Genomic DNA, 23,666 nt, shown 5'->3' with positions numbered 1-23,666 from the left:
AATAGAATTGGTAGAATAAATATAATCTGACTGTGTAGGCATTGCATTAGGCTTTATAATATTAGTATTTCACTATTAATAAAAATTGAATAGATAACAGTTATTATCACAACCATAAATGTCAAAAAAAGGGTAATTAATATAATAGCAATATCAGCAGGGTTTTTTAATTGATTTTTTAATTCGTCTGCTGTGACCACACCATCAGCAACAGTTTTTAATCTCACTATATTAAAACTTATCATAATAATCACGCCTACTATTCCAGAAATGTACCCTAGTATTGCCAAATATCTACCTGTTTTAAGATTGACTATAAGAAATATTTGTTTTCTTGAGGTGTCAGTAATTTCGTTAAATTTCAAGTCTTTAGACAATGGTTTCTCTGACATTTTTTCTATATGTCTGCTGACTGATATTAGTTCTTTTTCGTGATCACTATTGTTAATACTAGGTATTGATATGGCTAGTATGGCACTGAGAAGGATAATTGTAATTGAAATTATAAATATTCGATCTGAATCTTTGGTGTTAAGTGCCATATTAAGCTCTATTGTTTAGTGAAATAAACTTATGTGTCAAGAAGTATGAAACAATAGAGATTACTGAGGTAACAAACGGGTTTGCATACAAGTAATTGTACCATGTAAGCATGTTGTCTAAATCATTTAATCGATTTAATCGTTCTATATTCACTATTATAAAAATATTTGTAATTATGCACCATAAAAGACCTAAAGTCAATGACCATAACATAGCTTTTCCTCTATTATTACTCCCCATCTTTTTTTTATTGAAGGATAAAAAGACAAAGGGAACAGCAATAAACATAAAACTAAATGAAAAATATATTGCTGTAAAAACGTCTTTTAGATAAGAGAATAGAATAGCGATTATTATAATGAGTAATCCGATTATTAATATAGCTATCCTTGACCACATTAAATAAAATTGACTCTTACTTTGATCTTTGTCAATTTCGCTAAGTGTTAACCCTTCTCTCTTAGTTATATAAAAATCTGAAATAAGACTTTGAACAGCTACAACAATATATGAATCTATTGTAGATATAACAGCAGCCATAAATCCAGCAGCAACGAAACCTAGTATTAGTATTCTTAACCAACCAGACCAATGATTTGACATCCCATCCATTAAATATCCGAGTGGCGCAATTTCACCTCCACTAGAAATAATAGTTGTCTTTAAAACAACTCCAACCATAACAAATGTTAATGATAAGAAAATAAAATAGCTAATAGTCAAGCTACCGGTTGCTCCCATTTTTTTATTGGCAATATTCTTAAAATCTCTAGTAGCAGCAGATCTGTGCCATTGGTCCATTGCAGATGGCCACCATAAGCCCCAAAAAACAATATTCATTAGTACTACAAAGAACAGAAAGTTAAATACACCACTTCCATCAGGATTGAAAATTGCTTCAAAAATATTTGTTGAATAATAACTTTGATAAGATTCGAGAATATTAGAAAAATTTGAACTTATAAAAACCCAAATTAAAACCATCATAATAAGAATGAAACCTAATTGAACGATATCTGTTTTTACCACACTCCAAAAACCAGACATTGAAGCATACGATAAAATCAATAAAATAATTAGAACTATAATAGAAAAAGACGGTAATATTAATCTAGTTCCCAGTAGAGCTTCATCACCGACCATTAAGGAATTAATAATTTCATATCCTAATATTATTTCAGCAGCTACTAAGCCACAGTAGGAAATAAGACTTAGAATGCCAGTAAACATTCTAACCTTTGGTTCATCATATTTTGATCCAAGATATTCATGAAGTGTTGTGTTATTTTGCCAAAATTCCCTGCCTTCGTTTACTGTAAGTTTTCTAGCTACATATCTATAAGTTACTTGTGTTGCAATCCAAAAACTTATAACCCAAATAACTATACCTAAACCATAAAAGTAACCATATATAGCTATTAAAAATAATGCTCCTGACATACCAGAATTACTAGCTGTCATAGTAGCAAAAAATCTATTTACTTTAAATTTTTCACCATATTGAAAGAACCTAATTAAATTATTTGTTTTTTTCCTATGTCGATAGGATTGATAAGTAAAGTAAAATAAAGGAAAGAGAATTATTACAAAGATGACTAATTGTCCCATTCTTATCTGTTTTTCAGCTTATTACCAACTGTCATGCAACGGTCAGTTATGGATTTAAAGTTATTTAAAGAAAAAAGATAAATATGAATTATTTTTTTCTCATATGAATTATTAGTACCTGTAGGGAGATGAAATAAAATTATAAAAACTGTAGTCAGTAAGAAATTAAATATATGTAAGGTTGCTTTTTAACGATTAAGTGTAAGAATTAGGTTGTGAATTAAAGTTGAGATATAAGACTATTATCTAAAAACCTAGAGCATATTTCAGACTTAAACTTAAACAAATTTTGACGAAGTTACTGTAAATATTTGTCTTTATTGGTAAATCAATGAGGTTCTAATAGGAGCTTAAGTATAAAATAAGTAGTGGCTGTTAAAAATTTCCAAACTAAAACCTCAAACACTTTCTTTTTAAATATTTTATTAGAGTCTTCTAAATAAATAAGATATTTTTAGGAAAATTCATATATTTGATTAATCTCTCCCTTTATTAAATAGCAATTGAAACAACTCAAAAGAACTGATGAAGAATCGTTCGGGAATTATTTTTGTAGGAGGCATACATGGTGTAGGCAAGAGTACCGTATGTAAAAAAATTGGTAATGGTTTAAATATTGAATATTTATCAGCAAGCGAAATTTTGAAATGGGAAGAAATAAACAGTGATTCAAAGGACAAAAGAGTAGAAGATGTAGATGAGATGCAAGATAGGCTTATAATGGGGTTAGAAAATATCATTTCAAAAGATAAAACTTATCTATTGGATGGTCATTTTTGTTTACTCAATAGTGAAAATGAGGCTATAAATGTTCCTTTAGGTACTTTTAAACAAATTTGTCCATTATCACTAGTGCTTATTTTAGATGAAATACCTGAAATAAAAAGGCGACTTGAAATAAGGGATAAAAAATCGTATCAATATGCTGTGCTGAAGAATTTGCAAGATAGAGAGTTGTCTTATGCAAAGCACTTATCAAAAGTACTAGGTGTAACTTTAAATATTGGTGATCAAAAGGATTATCAAAAGATTATAGGTTCTCTTAGAAATAGCCTTAAATTATAAAAATCTGAATATGGTTAATAACAGACAGTTTTAATAAATAGCTTTTATGGAAAATTCGTTTTTTGTATTCTCTGATAATAATAGTCCTATTGTATTAGAACGTTTTCATATGTGTACTTGGGAATTTAATAATAACAGCTCATTGATAGAGTTTGGTTTTGAAATTTCCAAAGAGACAATAGTAGAAGATAGCTTATCAATATCCTTATATATTCCATGGATAAACAAATCTTGCGAGGTAAAAGATTTATATAACAAACTTAAAATTGCTGAGAACAGTCGATTTATATTCAATGATTCTGTTAGTAGTACTGATTCTTTAGATGGGGGTAGGAATATAGAAGGGGTTGTACATACTTTTGCAGATAGAAATAAGCTGTGCATTTTACCTGCCACTCTTGATATTAGTCAAGACCAAATTATCTCCGCCACTCTTGATTTAGAGACTTATTGCAGTCTTAAATCTGAAGAAAAACCAAATGTCTATTTTAGATTTTGGGTAAAGCCAACAATTCCTTACGTATCGATGAGAAAAAAGGGAATTGGAAAATCTACAATTATTTATGATATAAAGATTAATGAGAAAAGAAATATTCCAGATAATCAAATAAGTCTTCTTCGTAACAAAGAAGTTTGTGAAATAAAGAATTGCTTTTCATTCAACATTGTTCCAAATAAATACGATATTCTATTTTTTGATAATTCATCATTGAAAAGTGTGCGAACTCTTGAGTACGAATCATTCAATAAATATTTAGGAGACAGGCGTGTTAAAAAGGATGAGTTAATAGTTGTTTTTAATAAGAAAAAAGATAAAGAATCTTATTCCTTTTTTTCAATATATTCTAAGGAAAGAATTGGGCTCAGTCAATTCTCCCTTGCTATACTCATTAATATAATATGTGGTATTTTACTTTTTATACCAAGCTACAGGAATTCACTTAATTCAGAGGATGGGTTTCATGACCTTTTATATAAATTACCCATAGAAATCTATATTGCTATTGCAATAGTGATAATAACTGTACTTTATTTTATCTGGCCTTGGGTAAAAGGTGGGTTAATCAAACTTTGGGATATAATCAAGAAAAAAATCTGGAATAAGAAATAATGAGGTGTATCTTCTGTAAAAAGGATAGTTCAAATTCAAAGTCAGTTGAGCACATTATACCCGAAAGTCTTGGGAATAAAAAGCAAATACTTTCAAAAGGTATCGTATGTGATTCTTGTAACAATTATTTTGCTCTTAAGATTGAAAAACCAGTCTTAGAAATGCCATATTATGTATCCCTAAGAGGGAGAAAAGCAATTGAGACTAAAAAAGGAAAAATACCTGGTATCCCAGGATTTATGAAAAATAGAAATGAAACGGAATTGAAGGTTTTTCCAAGCGAAAGCAATACCCTTAAGATTGTTGTAGAAGATCAAGACGTTTGGGATTCTATCAAAAATTATGACAAAGTCTATGTTCCACTTTATGATAAACCTCCAAAAGATAATTTAAACATATCCAAGTTCGTTGGTAAAATTGCTATAGAAGCATTCGCTAAAAGAGTGTCTTTAGCTGAAGATTGGCAAAATGATTTTGTTGAGAATGATGGTTTGGATGAACTACGTCACTTTGTTAGATTCGGAAAAGGCTATACTATGTGGCCATATCATATAAGAAGAATTTGCGATGAGAATCAAATCAGCTACGATAAGAAGTCCAATAAAATAATGGAAAAAATGAATGAATATGACTTCTTTATTCCCGAGAAACCAACTGTCGATGGAGAAAATCATCGATTAGATAATTTATATTTTGTAATGGCTATCATGGGTATTGAGTATACTATAAATTTAACTAATGCAGGACTAAGTAGATACTTGAAGTGGTTATCTGATAATGATAACAAATCAATTTTGCAGATGAAAAAATCACAATTTCACTCAAACCTTAATATATGAAAGCTTTACTTGATACAAATATTATTATTCATAGGGAGGCCTCTAGAGTTGTAAACCAAGATGTGGGAATATTATATCGCTGGTTAGATAGAGCGAAATACACAAAATATGTGCATTCTGTGACTATTACTGAAATTGAGAAATACAAAAACCAACAGGCGGTTGAAACTTTTCAAATAAAATTAGAAAGCTATGAAAAAATAGAAATTCCTTCTCCAATACAACCCAAAGTGACAGCCGTGTCAGAGGACATTGATGTTAATCAAAATGATAAGAATGATACACAGCTTTTAAATGAAGTCTTTGTGGAAAGGGTTGATATATTAATTACCGAGGATAAAAAAATGCACAAAAAAGCTCGTGAGCTTGGAATTGATGGTAAAGTATTTACAATTGACTCATTTTTGGAAAAAACATTTGCAGAACATCCAGACTTGGTAAACTATAAGGTTCTAAACGTTCAGAAATTAAAATTTGGAAGAATTGATCTAAATGATAATTTTTTCACAAGTTTAAAAGAGGATTATGTTGGTTTTGATAGATGGTTCATTAAAAAATTTGATGAAGAAGCTTATATTACTGTTAACTCAAACAACGGCCTATTGCTTTCTTTTCTTTACTTAAAGGTCGAAGATAAACACGAAAATTATAAAGATATACTACCTGTGTTTAATTCAAAAAAAAGATTGAAAATTGGAACTTTTAAAGTCATTAATAATGGTTTTAGATTAGGGGAAAGGTTTATGAAAATAATCTTTGATAATGCACTTAAAAATAAAGTTGATGAAATATACGTTACGATTTTTAATAAAAGAGAAGGGCAAAGAAGGTTAATTGACCTTTTTGAAAAATGGGGGTTCATTTTATGGGGTAAAAAAGGAAATAGTGAATTAGTCTACGTTAGAGACTTTACCAAAAAGGTAAACCCTAATAAGTTGAAGCATTCATATCCATATATTTCAAGAAAAAATGATTGCTATATAGTGCCAATCTATCCTGAATATCACACAGAATTATTACCCGATTCTATTTTAAATACAGAGTCTCCTGAAGAATTTATAGAAGATTTTCCACATAGAAACTCAATCAATAAAGTCTATGTATCTAGAGCTTTATTACCACATCCGAAAAGAGGTGATATATTAGTGTTTTATATGACTGGAGGATACTACAAAAGTGTAATTTCGACGATTGGCTTTGTCCAAGAAGTGAAATATGATTTTGCTAATGAAGATGAATTTATACTATATTGCAGAAAAAGCAGTGTATTTCCAGAAGAACAGTTACGCAAAATGTGGAATTATTCACCGAAAAAGCCATTTGTTGTTAAGTTTCTTTATAATTATTCTTTTCCTTATAGAATAAACATGAAAGAATTAATAGATTTGCGAGTACTTGCAGGAGTTAATGATGCTCCAAGAGGATTTAAAAAAATATCGAAGGAACAATTTACCACAATTTTAAAAGCCACTAAAAGCGATGAGAGTTTTATTGTCGATTAAGCCTGAATTTGCATTCAAAATATTTGATGGAATTAAAAAATTTGAATTTAGAAAAGTAATCTTTAAAAAGCCTGAAATAAAAACTGTTGTTGTTTATGCCTCTTCGCCAGTAAAAAGAGTTATAGGAGAATTTGAAATAGATGATATCATTACCTCTAACCCTAAGGATTTATGGGAAACTACAAAGCTACAATCTGGTATAACAGAAGATTTTTTTTATAAATACTTTGCGAATAGAGAAGTTGCACATGCAATAAAGATAAAAGAAACTAAAAAATACCACGAATCTCTTTGTATTAAAGAAGACTTCAATGTCTTGCCTCCTCAATCATACGTGTATCTGTGATTCATCTTTAAAGTATAATTATATTCTTTATCGTTTGCCGTTTTAGGTTCATAGGAATGATTTTTAATTTACAATAAACGGTTATTAGTAAAGGCTAATTGTTATAACAGACTTCTGGTTCTTACAATACCCAATTTTATGAGTATACTTATCCAATAATCCATTTTTAAATAGCTGTTTTGTCCAATTAGTAATACTCTCTTCACTAGCATTTAAACGTTTTGCTGTATATACCCTTTTAGCAAAATATTCTTTATGACCTTTGCTAATAGAATTATATTCTCCCCAAAGGAGTTTAGCACCAGTTATAATATTGGGGTTATTATAAACTTGATGAGGAATTATAATTTCTCTTTTATCATCAACTTTAAATTTAGTGTGTAGATTAGTAATGAAATATTTACGGTCTTTTTTCTTGATAAAGCCTTTGTCTAATAATTGTTTTCTACAATAGCTTATGATATTAGGATGTAAATTAAGTAACTCTCCAATTTCTTTACTTTTCTTAAAGGTATACCCCATTTTTAGGCTAAACGTATAATCTAATCCCAGTATTAGCTTTTGATTAAATGATAGTTGTGTATGTGATAAAATTGTTGCTGGTATCCTTATACTAAGTTGTTTGATTGGATACAAAATGTGATAGTCGTCCATCTTAATCATTGTTTATCAAAAGGGAGATGTACTGACTAAAACACCACTCCCTTTTGCTGTTTATAAAACACAACAATCATTATTTATTTTGAACTACCCAATTTTGCACTTCATTTTGCAATTCCATTGATTTATCACCAATCTTGCACTTCAAAATCACCATTTTCGCATTTCAATTTACCCAATTTTGCACTGCATTATCACCAATAATCCATTTCTAAATCACCAATCTTGCATTTATAATTAAAGACTTATTTATATACTTATTTAAAAATGTATTTAAAAAATGTAATGTCCAAGTAGGGCGTAAGTGTTGTTGTACAACTGCGTTGCACAACTTTAGGGTTCACAAATAAAGAAAACCAGCCAGCAGAGCTGTCAAATTTTTTCATTTGTGGGTTCAAACTTTTAAAATATTCTTTGAAAGAATATCTAAGCTAAAGTTTTACTCTGAGCTATTACATAACTCTTTTCCCAAGTAGTATATGTTCAAATCATATTTGTCTTTAAAAGAACATGCTTCAAATTAATTTATATAGAGGATCAATGTAGCATAACCGAATTAAAGTTGGGGTCTTTACATTCGTCAAGCAATATAATTACTTGCAAGTAAGCTTTACAAAGAGGTTATGTCGTATTTCTTTTTACCGTTGCTAATCAACCAAAGTTTCTTTGAGTGCCTTCCTCTTTAATAAAAAGACACTGAAAGTAAACTTTTATTCATTAAGTTTTTCAGAGATATAAGCGGCATTGCAATCTTTATCATTTAATTGACCAAACTGAAATTTGATATAATACTTACCACTTTTTTTGTCTTTTATTTTTTCAGAAATCCATTGTTTTTGATCTTGAGTTAAAGAACTTTGTTTTATAAAATCCGTTTTTTTTCCTTTTTTGTGTTTTATCACCGCTGTTCCTCTTTTTAAATTTATTTCCAAATCCATAAAGAATTCTCGGTTCAATAAATACTCCTTTCCTTCAAACGTTTCTTTAATCTCTGGAATACGAAAGCGAACCTCTTTTATTAAGTTTATATAATTGACTTTTAAATCTTGGCAATCAAAATCTACTCGATTAAGAGTGCTTCCTTCAGGTGAATAATAATGAATGTTACAATTCCCTTTTATTTCAGAAGTTGTTCCTTTTTCACTATATGAGATCGATTCACTCAAATCTTGTATAAACTCTTTTGAAATAAGTTTTTCTAATTGTGGAATAATATCAGTTGAATAGTTTTCTATATAGTCATCAATATTGAAGTAATCTAACAATAAACTTTTTCTTTTTGCACTTTTAGATTCTCTTAAGCCTTTGTTATCTTCATATTGCTTTTGTCGCTTAAATACTTCTGTATAGAATTCCTCTGGGAATTGATCGTGATCAAAGGCTTCATAAACAATAGTAGGATACTGATCATCAATTTTAACTTGACTATAATTCTTATAGTCATTCGAAAAATATAGCACTCCAATTTTGTTCCTGTGATAATAATTCTCGTATGCTAGTTTTAATTTAGCAAGAGAAATATTAGTTAATGATTTTTTTATCCGAACCAACATGTTGTTGTCAAAAACATACTTAACAATAGTATTGCTTTTTAAACGCAAATCAATGTATTGAACTTCTTCTTGATAGGTTTCAATAGTCCTTGTATTATTATCACCATATTTAATCTCATAAGACATCTTGGGAAGATTATTACCATATGTTTTTCGTTCGTTGTTGTTATTAACGAAATACTTGATTAGACTGGATACAGTATTGTAATCTTGTCCTAGTTCAATACTCTGACTAAAAGTAAAAAAAGGAACAATGGTTAGTATTATAAATAATTTTCTCATGCTTTTGAGATTTACTATCACCAAAGCCCCAAAGTGAAGATTAATACAATAAAAAAAGCGTGGGGTTTCAAACCTTGTCGCTCGAGAGGTATCGTCAAACACCCAGTCACAAACAAGTACTAACCCACGCCGAAGCGTGAGCATTAGAAACTTGTTATTCCTGTAACTTTTAAATTTGACGATTTTCCCGAACAGAACAACAGCTAACGCTTATCTTAATATTTTATATATTTTATTTTCTTATAAATTCTTCGTTTTTATTTATGTAGTAAAAGTAACAATTAAATAATTAATTTATTCTTTTAGACTTTAGATATTCCTTTCCATTTTTATACGCCATAAATTTCTTTATACAACGCTCTCTGATACCTTCAATTTTGATTAACGATTCATACTGCGGATAATCAATTAGAATCGACTCTAACGTTTTATTTGGAAGATTAACCATTATTAATCTAATAAAACCAATTGATGAAGTTGGAGCTTTCATGTATTTGGTAAATAGTTCAAGTTTGTCCTTGTCATTTTTTAAACTATCCCATTTCGGTTTAAGTCGCCTTGGGTGGTACACTCCTTTGGTAGACATTTCTTTGATCTTCTTATCTACAAGTTTAATAAACTGTTTTAACGATGGCTTGGTGATATCAATATCGGTTAGCTCAACTTTTGAATCTAATTGTCTGTTAGTATCCCTATCGAATATCCTAGGGGTCATTCTAAAATGGTTGGGATTAACCTTTACAACCGATATACCCATCACTGTAGTAGTGATAAACTTATCATAATGTATACTCTTGTTGTTTAAATAGGCAATGAACTGACCACAGTCCATTGCCTTAAAATTAGTTCTCTTTCGTGTCATGCTGCTTGATTTTCAGATGGGACATTAGGGTCACTTTGTTGCGCAGAATCTTTTTGAGATTTGTTTACGGTACTAGCTTTGGATTGTTCCATTATGCGTAACATACGTTGTGCATTTTCCTCATTGGAAATCTTGATATAGTTAAGAAAGACCTTTTCACTGGTATGCCCTGTAACTGCCATGATCATAGTGCTGTCAAAACCACGCTTAAACATGTTAGTTGCATAACTTCTTCTAGCAGTATGGGTACAGATTAACTCCCATTTTTTAAATGTTTCCTTAACTCGCCCTTTTCCAGTAGTATGGTACTTATTAAAATCATCATTGATTTTAGCCAACTGTCCAATTTCTTTAAGGTAGCGGTTCATAACTTGATTAGCCATGGGCTTAGGCAAGTTTCCATCATACTTATTTATTACAGTGAAAGCCTCATCAGTAAGAGGAATAACGACAGCCTTTCCAGTTTTCTTAGTTTTAACATGAAGGCACTTACCAATGATATTTTCCTTGGTAATCTGGTTATAATCACTAAAACGTAACCCGGTATAACAACCTAAATAGAATAGGTCCCGAACCCTAACAAGTTTCTTGTTATCTGATAGGTCTAACTTAATGATTCTTTTGAGTTCATTTTCGTTGAGATAAATATTATCAGCTTCTTCAGTTACAACCTTAAAACTATTGGATTTAAATGTCATATTTTCATTATAACCCTGTTCCGTAGCGCTGTTTAAAATAATCTTTAGGAATTTAATCACCTTACCAAACCCGCTAATCTTAAGACTGCGATAACCTATGTAGTAATCCATATAGTCATGATAGAACTGCAAGTCTATATTATGAAAGTCAATTTTAGTTCTTGAGTACTTTTCAAACAATTTAAGATTGGACATTGCAGTTTTATACGATTTAATCGTAGCAGGAGATAATCTAACTTTAGCATTATCAACATATTCGTCAGCAAATGCCCAAAACGATTTAGATTTCTTCTTAATATCCTTAAGTTTTCTTCCGTTGTAAATATCCTTTACATAGGAAGTAGTAGGGTTAATGTCCTCGGCTAGTGCAGTACATATAATGTCATCCAATTTCTGACGAAATTTTAACAAATACATATTCTGTTTATAGCTGCTCGGACAGGCTCTTTTAATACACTGATTTTTCTTGTCCCAATATTTTATAAAGACATTAAGTCCAGTATAAAATAGTACAGTTTCACTATTGTGGGCATATGATCCAAATATCATGGTCTCATTGCTCTTTTTTGCTTTCTGGGATTGTGATTGTTTCACAATCAATCTTAATCTACACATGATTTTACGATTTTTATTTACGATTAGTTGTGAAGGTCCCCAATGGGACCATTTTTCACAACTAACTCAATTTTTATTTTCGTTATACTGCTACATCACAATGGATTTCATTAGTCAAGATTTGCTTAAATGAAACTGTTCTTATCTCTTCTAATTGTTGCAGTTTTTGTTTAAGGGATTTTCTTCGAGCAGTTTTTTGTGAATAGCTTAGATCAGAACCATCAATAAGTCTATTAATGGTTCTGTTCATGAGTTTTGTATTGCCAGAATGACTGCTTAATAAAGCCATATATAGGATATCATCAAATTTATTGCCTTTGTACTTATAGGTATTAGCTTTTATACCATCTGATATCAGTGAGTTTATGACGGCGTCGCCGATAATATTCATGCCATATTCTGTAAGTTCACTGACCTTGAGACCTAGTTTCTGTGCAATTTTAATTTCAAACTTAACAGGATTTTCACCTAAAGGATTAAGATTATTGAATATAGATTTGTCAACTTTCCTTTTCAGATTAGGGAGTACTCTATAAAATTTAATCTGGGATTTCTCATGTTTAAATGAGATAAAGTTCTTTTCGTTTTTTAGAATGTCGAGATCAATATTGGATAATAGCCAATCTTTAAGGACTGAAAAATTCAGTTTGGGATGGTAGATATGTCCAAATTCGAATGCCATTACCTCTCCTTCTGTAATATCAACATCGAGTAACTCCGATAAATAGAGTAGTACCTGATTAGCTTGTTCACCTGAGAAGCTTGTGTAATTGTGCCCAAGTTCTAAATAAGGTAAGCTAGTATCAATATATAGAGTGTCATTTTTATAGTAGATGTCTATGTTGTTCCCGTGCAAGGTTTTACCAAAATAATCGTTCTCAGGGAACTTCATTTTAAAACGATTTTTTATAGTTGGATGATCTACTAAGTGTTCGCGATTAAAAGTTTTTACATTGGAAACTTTAATCTTTATGTAATCTAATTGCTTCATCACAGTTTCTTGGGTGTTTTGTTTTAAGTCAATTACGTTTTTCATGTTTTCTAATTTTTGTGAATTGATGTGTGTTTCCATGGTTTCTGGGTTTTGTGATTTATAATTTTTGTTATTTGATTTACTAATTGTATTTTTCATAATATTTTGTTTTAGTGGACGTCTGCCCAAGTTTCACCTGTTTGTAAGTCTACTTCCAAGGCTATTGGAAGGTGTACAGCATTTTCCATTTCGTACTTAATCAGTGTCTCCATATATTTGAGTTCATTGTTAGGCACATCGAATAATAGTTCATCGTGAACTTGAAGTAACATTTTTGATTGTAATCCCTCTTTGGTAATCCTGTTATGGATATTAACCATTGCCATCTTAATAATGTCGGAAGCCGAACCTTGAATTGGGGTATTGAGGGCTAATCTTTTAGCACCTTCACGTTTAAATGAATCGTTACTGTTAATGTGCTGAAGAGGTCTTTTCCTCCCAAACAGTGTTTCTGTGTAACCGTTTACCGTAGCTTTGTATATAAGTTCTTCACGGCATTTGGCAACCCCTTGGTATAATTCGAAATAGCTATTGATAAACGATTGACACTGTTCAATTGAATATTCTTTGCCAGCATTTTGATACAACGATTGCTGTAACCCTTTAGCAGTCATACCGTAGATAAGTCCAAAGTTGATTAGCTTACCAACATTACGTAGCTGTTTATCGACCATACTTCGGTCTATTTGTAAAGCCTTTGAAGCTGTAAGGGTATGTAAATCCTCTTTATTTCTGTAAGCATTTACCATAATTGGATCTTGACTTATAATAGCCATAATCCTAAGTTCGATATTACTGTAATCAACTCCTATTAGAGTATGGTTATCACCAGAGGCTACAAAGCATTCTCTTAATCGCTTACCAACGGTTCTACTAGGTATATTCTGTAGGTTTGGCTTACTACAACTAAGTCTTCCAGTTTCGGTAATGCATTGGTTTATTGAAGCGTGAAGTCTTCCAGTTACAGGATTTACCTTTTTAAGTGCTTTGATAAACGTAGTTTTAACCTTTATCAATCCTTTATAATCCAATATAGGTTTAATGATTGAGTGCTGTGGTAGTAACCTTTTTAAAACACTTGCAGATACCGACCAATAACCACTTATGCCTTTATCACCAATAGGCTCTAAGTTAAACTTATCAAAAAGTAGCTTATTGAGTTGTGGTTGAGAGTTGAGGTTTATTTCTCCTCCTACAATTTGATCAATTGAAGCTTTTATAATTGAAAGCTCCGTATCAATTTCACTTTCAATTACTGATAATTTATCACTATCAATCTTAACGCCTGTAAACTCCATATCAGTAATGGTGGGTACTAGATCACAATCAAGGTCGTATACCTTTGATAGGCTATTATCCTTAATTTGAGGAAGTAAATTGTTAAATACCTGCAATGTCTGGTCTACATCCTCACACGCATAATTCTTAACTATGTTTGGGTCAATGCCTTCAAGAGTTTTACTCTTTTTGGTTTTACCAACGGCTATATCATCAAATTCAATTTGCTGATAGTTTAAAAGTACTTTAGATAAGTGCTTCAATCCATGGCTTTCTCTATTGGGAGCTGTAACATAGCTCATTACCATAGTATCGTGCAAACGTCCTTTTACGTTAATGCCATAGCGTTTTAAAACCTGATTGTCATATTTAAGGTTGTGACCTACTTTTTCAATAGTTTCATCCTCAAAAAATGGTTTCAATTCCGATAGAATTTGCTCTACCTTTTTACTGTCATTAGGGAATGCAATGTAGACGGCAACGCCTACACCAAAGCAAATAGCTATTCCCAAAATAATCGCCTTGTGTACATTCAACGATGTCGTTTCAAGGTCATATACTAGTTTTCTCATTTTAAATTGTTTTTAAGTTTATTATCTACTCTTTTTAATTTGTTGGGTGTATCAACAAGTTTGTAATCCACCTGTTTATCACTAAGGGTTTGAACGGTGTGTTCTTCCAGTTTTTCCTCGGTTAAAACCTCAAAATATCTCTTAGTGTCTGAAGGAACTTCAGTATAGTTCAACTGCTTGTATTCAAAGTATTTCTTAAGTTTTCTGGTGAAAGAATTACGCTGGGGAATATATTTCTTCGCAATGAAACCGCCTTTAACAAACTCGTCATATGTGTCTTTTTTGTGGAATTTGGTAATACCCTGTTCCAGTTTATCGTCCATGAATTCAACGAGTTCAATACCCACTTCAGACAACAGTTTGCGTTTAAGGATGTTTATCTTTGCTGGGGCGAGTAGCCCAAACTGTAGGTAGTACTGAACACAGAACACAATGAAATTGTCAAACTGTTCCCAATCGTCACTATTAAAATCGTCGTATAAGTTTCTGCCAAATTCATCCTGTGGATTACGATCTTTTCCATAATAATCAGATACTTCAATTTCATGGATGCGCCTTTCTGATGAATTTCCTTCGGAACGTTGTACCATATGATTAGAGGTCATAACAACTTTAGGAGAATCTTTAGCAGATAAAATTTGTTCCTTCTCATATTTACGTTCTACTGTTGCGCCATCAGCAAGAATATTATACCAATCATCAATATTTTCGTATTTGCTGGCATCATTGACTAATAAGATGTCTGTAAACGCATCAACGCGTTGCATCGAGAAGCGACTAGTGGTTTTCAGTCGTTTACCACTTAATTCAACTAAATTGCGGACACGGCCTAATCCTTTGATCAACAAAGATTTGCCAGATCCTCCATTATTTGAATTTAACTCCGCAATTACCTGATCAATCAGGATTACCATTTTAGGAGTTGCGGGGTCTTTGTAATTGTGGATACCGTAGCCGATTGTGCTACACAACACTTTAAATCTGTAAGGTGAGTGACCAGCAAGATTCCATACAAATTTTACAAAGTCACCTTTAAGTTTTCTTTTACTACGATTCCATTTTCTTCTTATTATCCTATTCTTAAGAATGGCATGTTTGAAATCTTGGAAGTCTATTAAAGTAGCATTGTCCTTGTCAATTTCTAAAACACCGTTGAGATAATTGAGATAACATGTCGTTTCAGTATCATGTTTAATTGTGATATCATGGATAGGTAAGTGATTAAACACATACTTATTATAATATCTATCGGATTTTTCGACTACTGCATCAAGAATCGCTACTTTGTTTATTATTCCATATTCGTTTGGGAATTCTTCCTCAATATGGTTTATAAATTTCTGAGCAACAGTTTCCTTATCAATTAAATCAACAATATTATTTTTCTTAATTGCTAGGTATGTGTTTCCAAGAATCCTCACCTTGCAAACATGTAGTTGCATTATAAAGAAAATCAGAAGTTGGTAAAACTTAATAACAGTCTTACCCTTGTCGTTGTGCCAAAATTTTCTTTGGCCTAATATGTATTGCTGAACAAAAGCTTCAGCGTCTAAATTTTTATTCATAATTATTTAATTTTTGATTTTTTAAAAAACACTTCCAGTTCCGAGCGTTTAAACCGAACCGCGGTTCCGATTTTTATTACTGGGAAATCTTTGTGTTTCTTTCTCAGTTTCACAATTTGGGATTTGCAAATTTTAAATAAGGAAGCTGCTTCGGCAGTAGTCAGATAACAATCTTCTTGCGATCGATCGGCATTCAACTGTGAAGACTCGCTTAAAGATTTAACTACAGACGTTGCAACCTCTTCTGTAATTTGAGCTTTAAACTCATCTATAAGTCCTTTTAGATGATATGTCAATCTGTTTTTTTGCATAACTTATTTAAATCGTTATGCAAGTATAGGTGCTTTAAAAGGTGGATTTTGAGAATACGCAATTGACGCAAAAATGGCGCAAAAGACGCAATAGTTTTTTGTGTGAATTAGAAGAAAAGATGTAGGTTTTAGGCTTTTTTAACCCTTTTGTTAATAGCCTTAAGGTGTTTGTTTAAATCGAAATTAGCATTAGAAAAGTCTTTCCTGTGCCTTGAGAAGTTTAGGACCATTATTTTTACGAATTCTTTTTTGGCGAATGAATAGGTTATATCAAAATCAACATATAAATCATAAATTTCTGATAAGAAAGTTCCAATTTTGACATTACTAGGATAAGTTAGATTGAGAGGAACTACATTAGTTGGATTATCTCTGAATTGAAAACTGTTATATAAAAAAGCTTTGAACGGTTCGTCACCCATAATACTTTTCAAGTCATCTAAAGGTTTTTGTAGATTGACTCTTAAATTTTCCAAAGAAGAATTAACAGGGACTCTAAAGGATTCAATTAACGAATTATCAAATTCTTTATCAACTAGATTGTCAGGGAATATATATGTGTCTGGACTAATGTAAGTGTGTGAAGATATTTTAAATAAACTTTTGTGTAGATCATTTAGTTCGGGTAATAATCGTTTCAGCTCCCACGTTTTTCTATCAATCCAAAAATCTGTTGCGGGGTATTTTAAGTCTTTCTTTTTTCGAAGACCTTTTAAATACATATAATCTTCTATTTCGGCTCTACCTAGTTCTAGGTAACTATATTTGAATAGTGGATTTTCTTTTAGTCTTGATTTGATATACTTTTTATCAAAGAATAATTTGAACTTTTTGGTCAGTATCCAATCTGAAAACAAAGCAAGAAATTGTTCTCTGTCCTCTTTTTTAATCTGATTAAACGCTGAATAAAAATCTTGATTAAGATTGTTTTCGGAATCAACTACCTTTATAATTAGTTCTTCCAGTTCTTTTTGACGAACCTCTTCTTCAATTTTATCTAAATCATTATTAGAATTATTACCCATTCGAAAAATCGATAGTTTTTTAATCTTTTAAGTGTAAACAAATATAGGGGTTTACTATATAAATGAGTATGTAAAAAAGAAATTCAGATAGTCAGAAAGTTATTGATACGGAAAAAAGACCCATCTCTGGAAAGTCTTACCACCATTGACTTGGGATAACACTATAGAGCATTTCCAAGACCATTAATGAAAAAACCCTTGAAAATCATCTGATAATCAAGGGTTTATAAAGTTTGAAAGTGGTACCTCCAGGAATCGAACCAGGGACACAAGGATTTTCAGTCCTTTGCTCTACCAACTGAGCTAAGGTACCTCGCCAAAGCGGTTGCAAATATATATTCATTTTTGCTATTCCCCAAACGAAATACATAAAAAATTACATAGTTTTATTTATTTTTAAACAAAATAGCTTTAACTGATTTGTAATTAATATTATAACTTAAAAGGAATAATTATTGATGATGCTTTTGTACATTTAAACCTTTCTTATAAAGAATATGAATTTAGTAATAGATGTAGGGAACTCTCTCGTAAAACTAGCTGTTTTTGAGGAAGGAATACTAATACATAAAGAGGTCGTAGAACTAAGACTTGTTTTAGAAGGTATTAATACTTTAAAGGAAGCATATTCAGGAATAAAAAAAGCAATCATTTCTTCGGTAGGAAGGTTGAATAAGGAAACTATTAAGGAGATTAGTAGCTATTTTGATGTTATGATTTTAGACTCAAATCTAAAGTTGCCATTTAAAAACCTCTATAAAACACCAAGGACATTAGGCGTAGATAGAATGGCATTAGTTTGTGCTTCTGTTGAACAGTTTTCAAATAATAATGTCCTTATTATAGATGCAGGGACTTGTGTGACTTATGATTTTATAACAGCAAATAATGAGTATCTAGGAGGCGCTATTTCTCCAGGGCTTCGTATGCGGTATAAATCGTTAAATAATTTAACTGCAAATTTACCGTTGTTAGAATCAGAAACCCCGAAGAGTATTATTGGAGACTCGACAAATAGCTCTATACATTCTGGGGTGGTATATGGTATTTTAAAAGAAATAGACGGTAATATTGAAGAATATAATCGAAAATACTCAGATTTAACAGTAATTTTAACAGGAGGCGACGCTAATTTTTTGTCAAAACAATTAAAAAGTAGCATATTTGCCAATTCTAATTTTCTTTTAGAGGGATTGAACTATATTTTACAATTTAACTCAAACGAATGATAAAAAAACTTGTATTAGTTTTTATTGCAGCTTTTGCAATTCACAGTTACGGCCAAGAAGGAACTGCTTCGCCTTATTCTTTTTATGGTATTGGAAGTCTTAAGTTTAAAGGCACTGTAGAAAATAGGAGTATGGGTGGATTAAGTATTTATAATGATAGTATTCATATTAATTTACGAAACCCGGCTTCTTATGCTGGAAAAAATATGGCAGCTTTTAATAATGAAAGTCGACCAGTAAAGTTTACGGTTGGAGGGAGTCATTCAAGTATCAATTTAAAAAGTGATACCGAATCAGATAACACATCGTCATCTACTTTTGATTATTTAGCTATGTCCATACCAATGGGGAAATTTGGTTTTGGTTTTGGATTATTGCCATATACATCGGTTGGGTATAAATTAGAATCTGTGAACGGTAATGGTGATACTGAAAATAAGTTTAGGGGAGAAGGAGGACTTAATAAAGTTTTTCTTGGATTAGGATATCAAATAATAGATGGACTGAGCATTGGTATTGATGCCCAATATAACTTTGGAAACATTCAAAATAGTACTGTTGAATTTTTGTATGATAATGATGGAGCATTGCTTGAATTTCAGACACGTGAAAATAATAGATCAGATTTAAGTGGTTTAAATTTTAATTTGGGACTGTCATATAAAAAAATGATAACAGAAGATTTAGAGCTTTCTTCGGGAATAACGTATACACCGGAAAGTAATTTAGTGTCTAAAAATACAAGATCATTTTCTACTATAAGAACAAATGTTGTTACGGGTCAGGAATTTGAATTTAGTAGAATAGATACTGATTTAGAAGCTCTAGGTTTGTTAGAAACAGATTTAATACTACCATCAAGATTTTCAATAGGAGCTGGGGTTGGTAAACCAAGAAAATGGTTTGTTGGAGCAGAGTATGCCACCCAGAAAACAAGTAATTTTTCAAACGAATTATACACTAGTGCTAGCACACCTACTACATACGAAGATGCTTCAACATTTTCTTTAGGAGGGTTTTATATTCCAAAATATAATTCTTATACTAGCTATTTAAAACGTATAGTTTATAGGGCAGGGGTGCGTTACGAAAAAACGGGATTAAATATAAATAACGAATCAATAAATGAGTTTGGCATATCTTTTGGAGTAGGATTACCAGTTGGTAACTTTTTATCTAACGCAAATTTAGGTTTTGAGATTGGTAAACGAGGAACAACTAATAATACTTTGATTCAAGAGGATTTTGTTAATTTTCGAATAAGTTTATCTTTGAACGATAGATGGTTTCAGAAAAGGAAGTATGATTAACAGCAAAAATTAGAATTATGAAAACAAAAATTACATTATTATTTACATTATTATTCATTGGCCTAAATATGGGTTATGCTCAGCAAGATGAAGAATGTATGACTAAGCTTTCTATTTTTCATGAGTATGTGAAAGCTAAAAATTATGATGCAGCTTATGAGCCATGGATGGTAGTAAGGAATAAATGCCCAAAATTTAATAATGCTATTTATATAGATGGTGAGAAAATTTTAAACCATAAAATCAAAAAAGCAACAGTAAATGCCGATAAGGTAAATTATATCAATGATTTATTGAAATTATGGGAGCAAAGAGGCGTGCATTTTGCAAGTAAAACCAAAAAAGGAGAATATGCTGCAAAAGCTTGTCAATTAATGTATGACAACAGAAAAATATTAAATAAAACAGATGAAGAGCTTTATGAGTGTTATGATGCTGCCTATAAATTAGATAAAGCGACTTTTAATAACCCTAAAAGTCTATACACATATTTCTCTTTAATGGTTGATTTGTACGATGCAAAGAAGAAACCAGCAAAAGATTTATTTAATAAGTATGATGATATTGTAGAAAAAGTAGAAGAAGAAGTTAATAACTATTCTGAAAAACTTAATGAGCTTATTGAGAAAGAAGATGCAGGTACAATATTAACTAAAAAAGAAGGTAAGTATAAGAAATACTATGAAAGTTATTTAAAGAATTATGACTTAATCTCAGGAAGTATTGATCAAAAACTGGGAGATAGAGCTAATTGTAAAAACTTAATTCCTTTATATAATAAAGACTTTGAAGAAAATAAAAGCAATGCTGTTTGGTTAAAACGTGCAGTAAGTAGAATGTATTATAAAGAATGTACAGATGATCCTTTATATGAAAAATTAGTAAAGTCTTATGATCAGACTGCTCCTTCAGCAGATACAAAGTACTTCGTTGGAACTATTTTATTTAAAAATCATAAAGAAAATGAAGCTATCAAGTATTTTCAACAGTCTTTCGATTTAGAAACTGAAAAATTCAAAAAAGCAAAATTAGCTAATAGAATTGGGCTTATTCTTAAAAAGAAAGGGAGATACGGCAAAGCTAGAAATTATTTCAGACAAGCCCTTAAGTTAAACCCATCAAATGGTCGTCCTTATCTATCAATAGCTGGTATGTATGCTGCTAGTGCTAATAGCTGTGGGAATAGTAACTTTGATAAAAGAGCTGTATATTGGTTAGCTGCAGAAGAAGCTAGAAAAGCAGCTCGTGTAGATCCTACACAAAAGAAAAACTCTGCTAAATCGGTTGCTAATTATTTAGCTAAAGCACCACAGAAAGCTGAGATTTTTAGTTCAGGTAGATCTGGACAGGTTATAAAAATTGCATGTTGGATTGGAGCTTCGGTTACAGTGCCAAAGATTTAATGAACAAAAAACATATATATAACATACTAAACATAGTCACAGTAATACTTACTGTGGCTATGTTTTTTTCATGTAGTGACAACTTTAACCAGGTTCAAAAAATGGGGGTTTCAGAAAATGAACCTATAGGAGTTGCAGAAAACATAAATTTAAAACATACAGATTCGGGCAGAGTAACGGCAAACCTCTTAAGTGCTAAAATGCTCGATTATTCAAATAGAGATTTTCCTTTTAATGAATTTACTGGAGGTATTACCTTGTATGTATTTGATGAAGAAAATAAAAAAAGTACCATTATTTCAGATTATGCTATTTCATATGATAAGACAGGCCTTATAGACCTGCAAGGTAATGTCGTTATTACAACACATGATGGAAATGTTTTAAAGACAGAACAATTGTATTTTGATAAGAAAAGAGAATGGTTGTTTACTAATGTACCTGTAACGTTTACAACAAAGCAAGATGTTATTAAAGGCAATGGCTTCGATTCTAATTTAAAATTTACAAACGCAGAAGTACTTGAGGTTACTGGAATTATTTCGCTCGACGATTAACCTACGCTTTTCAGAATTTCTTTTTCGATTTTACTATCTTTGTTTCAATTAATTTACGATTCATAATCTATGAAATAAACCATAGTAAAGTTGATACCAACCAAAACGCTAAATGGTTTATGACACCTGACTTTAAAAAAAATAAATATTAACAGATGAAATATTCTAAGATTTTTCAATATGCCTATTTAGTTTTTGCGGCACTATTTATATACGATGCTATTGTTAAATATGTAAATGCAGGTGAAGTTGCATACCCTTCAATTTTACTTGGGGCTTTAGCAATTTTTATGTTTTTCTTTAGAAGTAAGTTTAGCAAAAAGTTTGAAAACAAAAACAACAATTCAAACTAAATGAGCATTTATGCTATTATTATAATTGCATCATTAATTCTTTCCGCCTTTTTCTCAGGTATGGAGATCGCTTATGTATCTTCAAATAAAATTCATATTGAAATTGAAAAAAAACAAGAAGGGATCTTTGCTAAAGTTTTAAGAAAACTTACCGCCAAACCCTCAAAGTTTATAGCAACAATGCTTATAGGTAATAATATAGCATTAGTTATTTACGGGTTTTTTATGGGAGATATGTTAGTAAATTGGTTTCAAACCATATTACCAACATCATATAGTTTTTTAAACTATATGTTAACCGATTTAAGCTTACTGTCACAAACCGCTATATCAACAATCATTATTTTAATAACTGCCGAGTTTTTACCCAAGGTATTTTTTCAAATTTATTCAAACACATTAATTAAAGTTTTGGCAATTCCAGCTTATGTGTTCTATGTCTTATTTACTTTTATATCAGACTTTGTTATCTGGATATCAGATTTTGTACTTAAGCATTTTTTTAAAACAGAAGGCGACCAAATACAATTAGCATTTACAAAAGTAGAACTTGGTAATTATATAAGTGAACAAATGGAATCTGTTGAAGCACATGAAGACGTCGATACAGAGATTCAAATTTTTCAAAACGCTCTTGAGTTTTCTGAAGTGAAAGCAAGGGAGGTCATGGTGCCTCGTACTGAAATCATAGCTGTAGAAATAAGTGATTCTATTAAATCGCTCAGTGCATTATTTACAGAAACAGGCTGTACCAAAATATTGGTCTACAAAGAAACCATGGATGACATTTTGGGGTATGTACATTCTTTCGAATTGTTTAAAAAACCCAAAAGTATTAAGTCTATGATGCTCCCTGTTGAGTTTGTGCCAGAAACAGTTCTTATAAAAGATGTACTAGGAGTTCTTACAAAAAAACGAAAAAGTATAGCAGTAGTTTTAGATGAATATGGAGGGACATCTGGGATTATGACTGTAGAAGATATTGTAGAAGAATTATTTGGTGAAATTGAAGATGAACACGACACAGTAGACCTAATTGAGGAGGTTGTTGATGAGGCTACATATAAATTTTCAGCACGCTTGGAAGTAGATTATATCAATGAAACTTATAAAATAAATCTTCCGGAAAATGAAAACTACGAAACGTTAGGAGGGCTTATTGTTAATCATACTGAAGAGATTCCAGCTCAAAATGATATTGTAAAAATTGATGCCTTTCAATTTACAATCTTAGAAGTGTCAAATACTAAAATTGATATGGTAGAACTTAAACATTTAGAGGAAGATTGATTTAAAAAGAATCGTTCAAAATTATCTACTGGAGTTTCATTTACAGTGTGTTTCTT

The 23,666-nt window shown here is 31.0% G+C and carries 22 protein-coding genes and 1 tRNA gene; 11 read left to right on the top strand and 12 right to left on the bottom strand.

Annotated elements, in window-relative coordinates; translation table 11 throughout:
- Window positions 1-53: 53 nt before the first annotated feature.
- Both Q4Q34_RS03260 and Q4Q34_RS03255 read right to left on the bottom strand, forming a co-directional pair.
- On the bottom strand, window positions 54-542 hold the full coding sequence (locus Q4Q34_RS03260) for a hypothetical protein (protein ID WP_303316978.1): 489 nt from the start codon (window positions 540-542) through the stop codon (window positions 54-56).
- Between the two features lies 1 nt (window position 543).
- Window positions 544-2,151: a sodium:solute symporter family transporter gene (locus Q4Q34_RS03255; RefSeq protein ID WP_303316979.1), complete on the bottom strand. Its 1,608-nt coding sequence runs from the start codon at window positions 2,149-2,151 to the stop codon at window positions 544-546.
- 525 nt (window positions 2,152-2,676) lie between these two features.
- Here Q4Q34_RS03255 and Q4Q34_RS03250 point away from each other — a divergent pair.
- Genes Q4Q34_RS03250 through Q4Q34_RS03230 form a run of 5 tightly spaced genes read left to right on the top strand, consistent with a single transcriptional unit; the run spans window position 2,677 to window position 7,014 of the window.
- Window positions 2,677-3,216 (top strand): ATP-binding protein, encoded by a 540-nt coding sequence (locus Q4Q34_RS03250; protein WP_303316980.1) that lies wholly within the window; start codon window positions 2,677-2,679, stop codon window positions 3,214-3,216.
- Between the two features lie 46 nt (window positions 3,217-3,262).
- Complete coding sequence (locus tag Q4Q34_RS03245; RefSeq protein ID WP_303316981.1) at window positions 3,263-4,327, top strand: hypothetical protein; 1,065 nt, start codon at window positions 3,263-3,265, stop codon at window positions 4,325-4,327.
- A complete protein-coding gene (locus tag Q4Q34_RS03240) occupies window positions 4,327-5,166 on the top strand; it encodes an HNH endonuclease (protein ID WP_303316982.1) in 840 nt (279 codons plus the stop codon). Before Q4Q34_RS03245 ends, Q4Q34_RS03240 begins: the two co-directional genes overlap by 1 nt.
- Window positions 5,163-6,668, top strand: a complete 1,506-nt coding sequence (locus Q4Q34_RS03235; RefSeq protein ID WP_303316983.1) for a PIN domain-containing protein — start codon at window positions 5,163-5,165, stop codon at window positions 6,666-6,668. Before Q4Q34_RS03240 ends, Q4Q34_RS03235 begins: the two co-directional genes overlap by 4 nt.
- Entirely contained in the window at window positions 6,646-7,014 is a 369-nt protein-coding gene (locus Q4Q34_RS03230) for an ASCH domain-containing protein (RefSeq protein ID WP_303316984.1), read from the top strand. Before Q4Q34_RS03235 ends, Q4Q34_RS03230 begins: the two co-directional genes overlap by 23 nt.
- A gap of 84 nt (window positions 7,015-7,098) precedes the next feature.
- On the opposite strand, the gene Q4Q34_RS03225 is transcribed toward Q4Q34_RS03230, so the two are convergent.
- The 10 genes from Q4Q34_RS03225 to Q4Q34_RS03180 form a co-directional block, all read right to left on the bottom strand.
- Window positions 7,099-7,668, bottom strand: coding sequence for a hypothetical protein (locus Q4Q34_RS03225; RefSeq protein ID WP_303316985.1), 570 nt, complete (start codon window positions 7,666-7,668; stop codon window positions 7,099-7,101).
- A 716-nt stretch (window positions 7,669-8,384) separates the two neighbouring features.
- Window positions 8,385-9,509: a hypothetical protein gene (locus tag Q4Q34_RS03220; protein WP_303316986.1), complete on the bottom strand. Its 1,125-nt coding sequence runs from the start codon at window positions 9,507-9,509 to the stop codon at window positions 8,385-8,387.
- Window positions 9,510-9,798: 289 nt separating this feature from the next.
- Window positions 9,799-10,371 (bottom strand): hypothetical protein, encoded by a 573-nt coding sequence (locus tag Q4Q34_RS03215; protein ID WP_303316987.1) that lies wholly within the window; start codon window positions 10,369-10,371, stop codon window positions 9,799-9,801.
- Window positions 10,368-11,684, bottom strand: a complete 1,317-nt coding sequence (locus Q4Q34_RS03210) for a site-specific integrase (protein ID WP_303316988.1) — start codon at window positions 11,682-11,684, stop codon at window positions 10,368-10,370. Before Q4Q34_RS03210 ends, Q4Q34_RS03215 begins: the two co-directional genes overlap by 4 nt.
- A gap of 82 nt (window positions 11,685-11,766) precedes the next feature.
- A complete protein-coding gene (locus tag Q4Q34_RS03205; protein WP_303316989.1) occupies window positions 11,767-12,816 on the bottom strand; it encodes a hypothetical protein in 1,050 nt (349 codons plus the stop codon).
- 11 nt (window positions 12,817-12,827) lie between these two features.
- Window positions 12,828-14,567, bottom strand: a complete 1,740-nt coding sequence (locus tag Q4Q34_RS03200; RefSeq protein ID WP_303316990.1) for a DNA polymerase — start codon at window positions 14,565-14,567, stop codon at window positions 12,828-12,830.
- Window positions 14,564-16,132: a primase-helicase family protein gene (locus tag Q4Q34_RS03195; RefSeq protein WP_303316992.1), complete on the bottom strand. Its 1,569-nt coding sequence runs from the start codon at window positions 16,130-16,132 to the stop codon at window positions 14,564-14,566. The genes Q4Q34_RS03200 and Q4Q34_RS03195 overlap by 4 nt, the downstream gene beginning before the upstream one ends.
- Window positions 16,133-16,134: 2 nt before the next feature.
- Window positions 16,135-16,443, bottom strand: a complete 309-nt coding sequence (locus Q4Q34_RS03190) for a helix-turn-helix domain-containing protein (protein ID WP_303316993.1) — start codon at window positions 16,441-16,443, stop codon at window positions 16,135-16,137.
- Between the two features lie 128 nt (window positions 16,444-16,571).
- Complete coding sequence (locus Q4Q34_RS03185) at window positions 16,572-17,468, bottom strand: hypothetical protein (protein WP_303316994.1); 897 nt, start codon at window positions 17,466-17,468, stop codon at window positions 16,572-16,574.
- Between the two features lie 240 nt (window positions 17,469-17,708).
- A tRNA-Phe gene (locus Q4Q34_RS03180) sits at window positions 17,709-17,781 on the bottom strand.
- 184 nt (window positions 17,782-17,965) lie between these two features.
- Here Q4Q34_RS03180 and Q4Q34_RS03175 point away from each other — a divergent pair.
- The 6 genes from Q4Q34_RS03175 to Q4Q34_RS03150 all read left to right on the top strand — a co-directional run bounded on the left by Q4Q34_RS03175 (window position 17,966) and on the right by Q4Q34_RS03150 (window position 23,610).
- Window positions 17,966-18,697 (top strand): type III pantothenate kinase, encoded by a 732-nt coding sequence (locus tag Q4Q34_RS03175; protein WP_303316995.1) that lies wholly within the window; start codon window positions 17,966-17,968, stop codon window positions 18,695-18,697.
- Window positions 18,694-20,007, top strand: coding sequence for an outer membrane protein transport protein (locus Q4Q34_RS03170; protein ID WP_303316996.1), 1,314 nt, complete (start codon window positions 18,694-18,696; stop codon window positions 20,005-20,007). Before Q4Q34_RS03175 ends, Q4Q34_RS03170 begins: the two co-directional genes overlap by 4 nt.
- Before the next feature lie 17 nt (window positions 20,008-20,024).
- Window positions 20,025-21,410, top strand: a complete 1,386-nt coding sequence (locus Q4Q34_RS03165; protein WP_303316997.1) for a tetratricopeptide repeat protein — start codon at window positions 20,025-20,027, stop codon at window positions 21,408-21,410.
- Window positions 21,371-21,967 (top strand): LPS export ABC transporter periplasmic protein LptC, encoded by a 597-nt coding sequence (gene lptC / locus Q4Q34_RS03160; RefSeq protein WP_330444578.1) that lies wholly within the window; start codon window positions 21,371-21,373, stop codon window positions 21,965-21,967. The genes Q4Q34_RS03165 and lptC overlap by 40 nt, the downstream gene beginning before the upstream one ends.
- 155 nt (window positions 21,968-22,122) lie before the next feature.
- On the top strand, window positions 22,123-22,320 hold the full coding sequence (locus Q4Q34_RS03155; protein ID WP_303316999.1) for a hypothetical protein: 198 nt from the start codon (window positions 22,123-22,125) through the stop codon (window positions 22,318-22,320).
- Window positions 22,321-23,610 carry a hemolysin family protein gene (locus Q4Q34_RS03150; RefSeq protein WP_303317000.1) on the top strand — a complete coding sequence of 430 codons (1,290 nt, stop codon included), beginning with the start codon at window positions 22,321-22,323 and terminating at the stop codon, window positions 23,608-23,610.
- Window positions 23,611-23,666: the final 56 nt, after the last annotated feature.

Source organism: Flavivirga abyssicola, from assembly GCF_030540775.2.
Lineage (GTDB): Bacteria > Bacteroidota > Bacteroidia > Flavobacteriales > Flavobacteriaceae > Flavivirga > Flavivirga abyssicola.
Note: the sequence above shows the minus strand (reverse complement) of the source record. Positions and strands in the feature narration are given on the sequence as shown.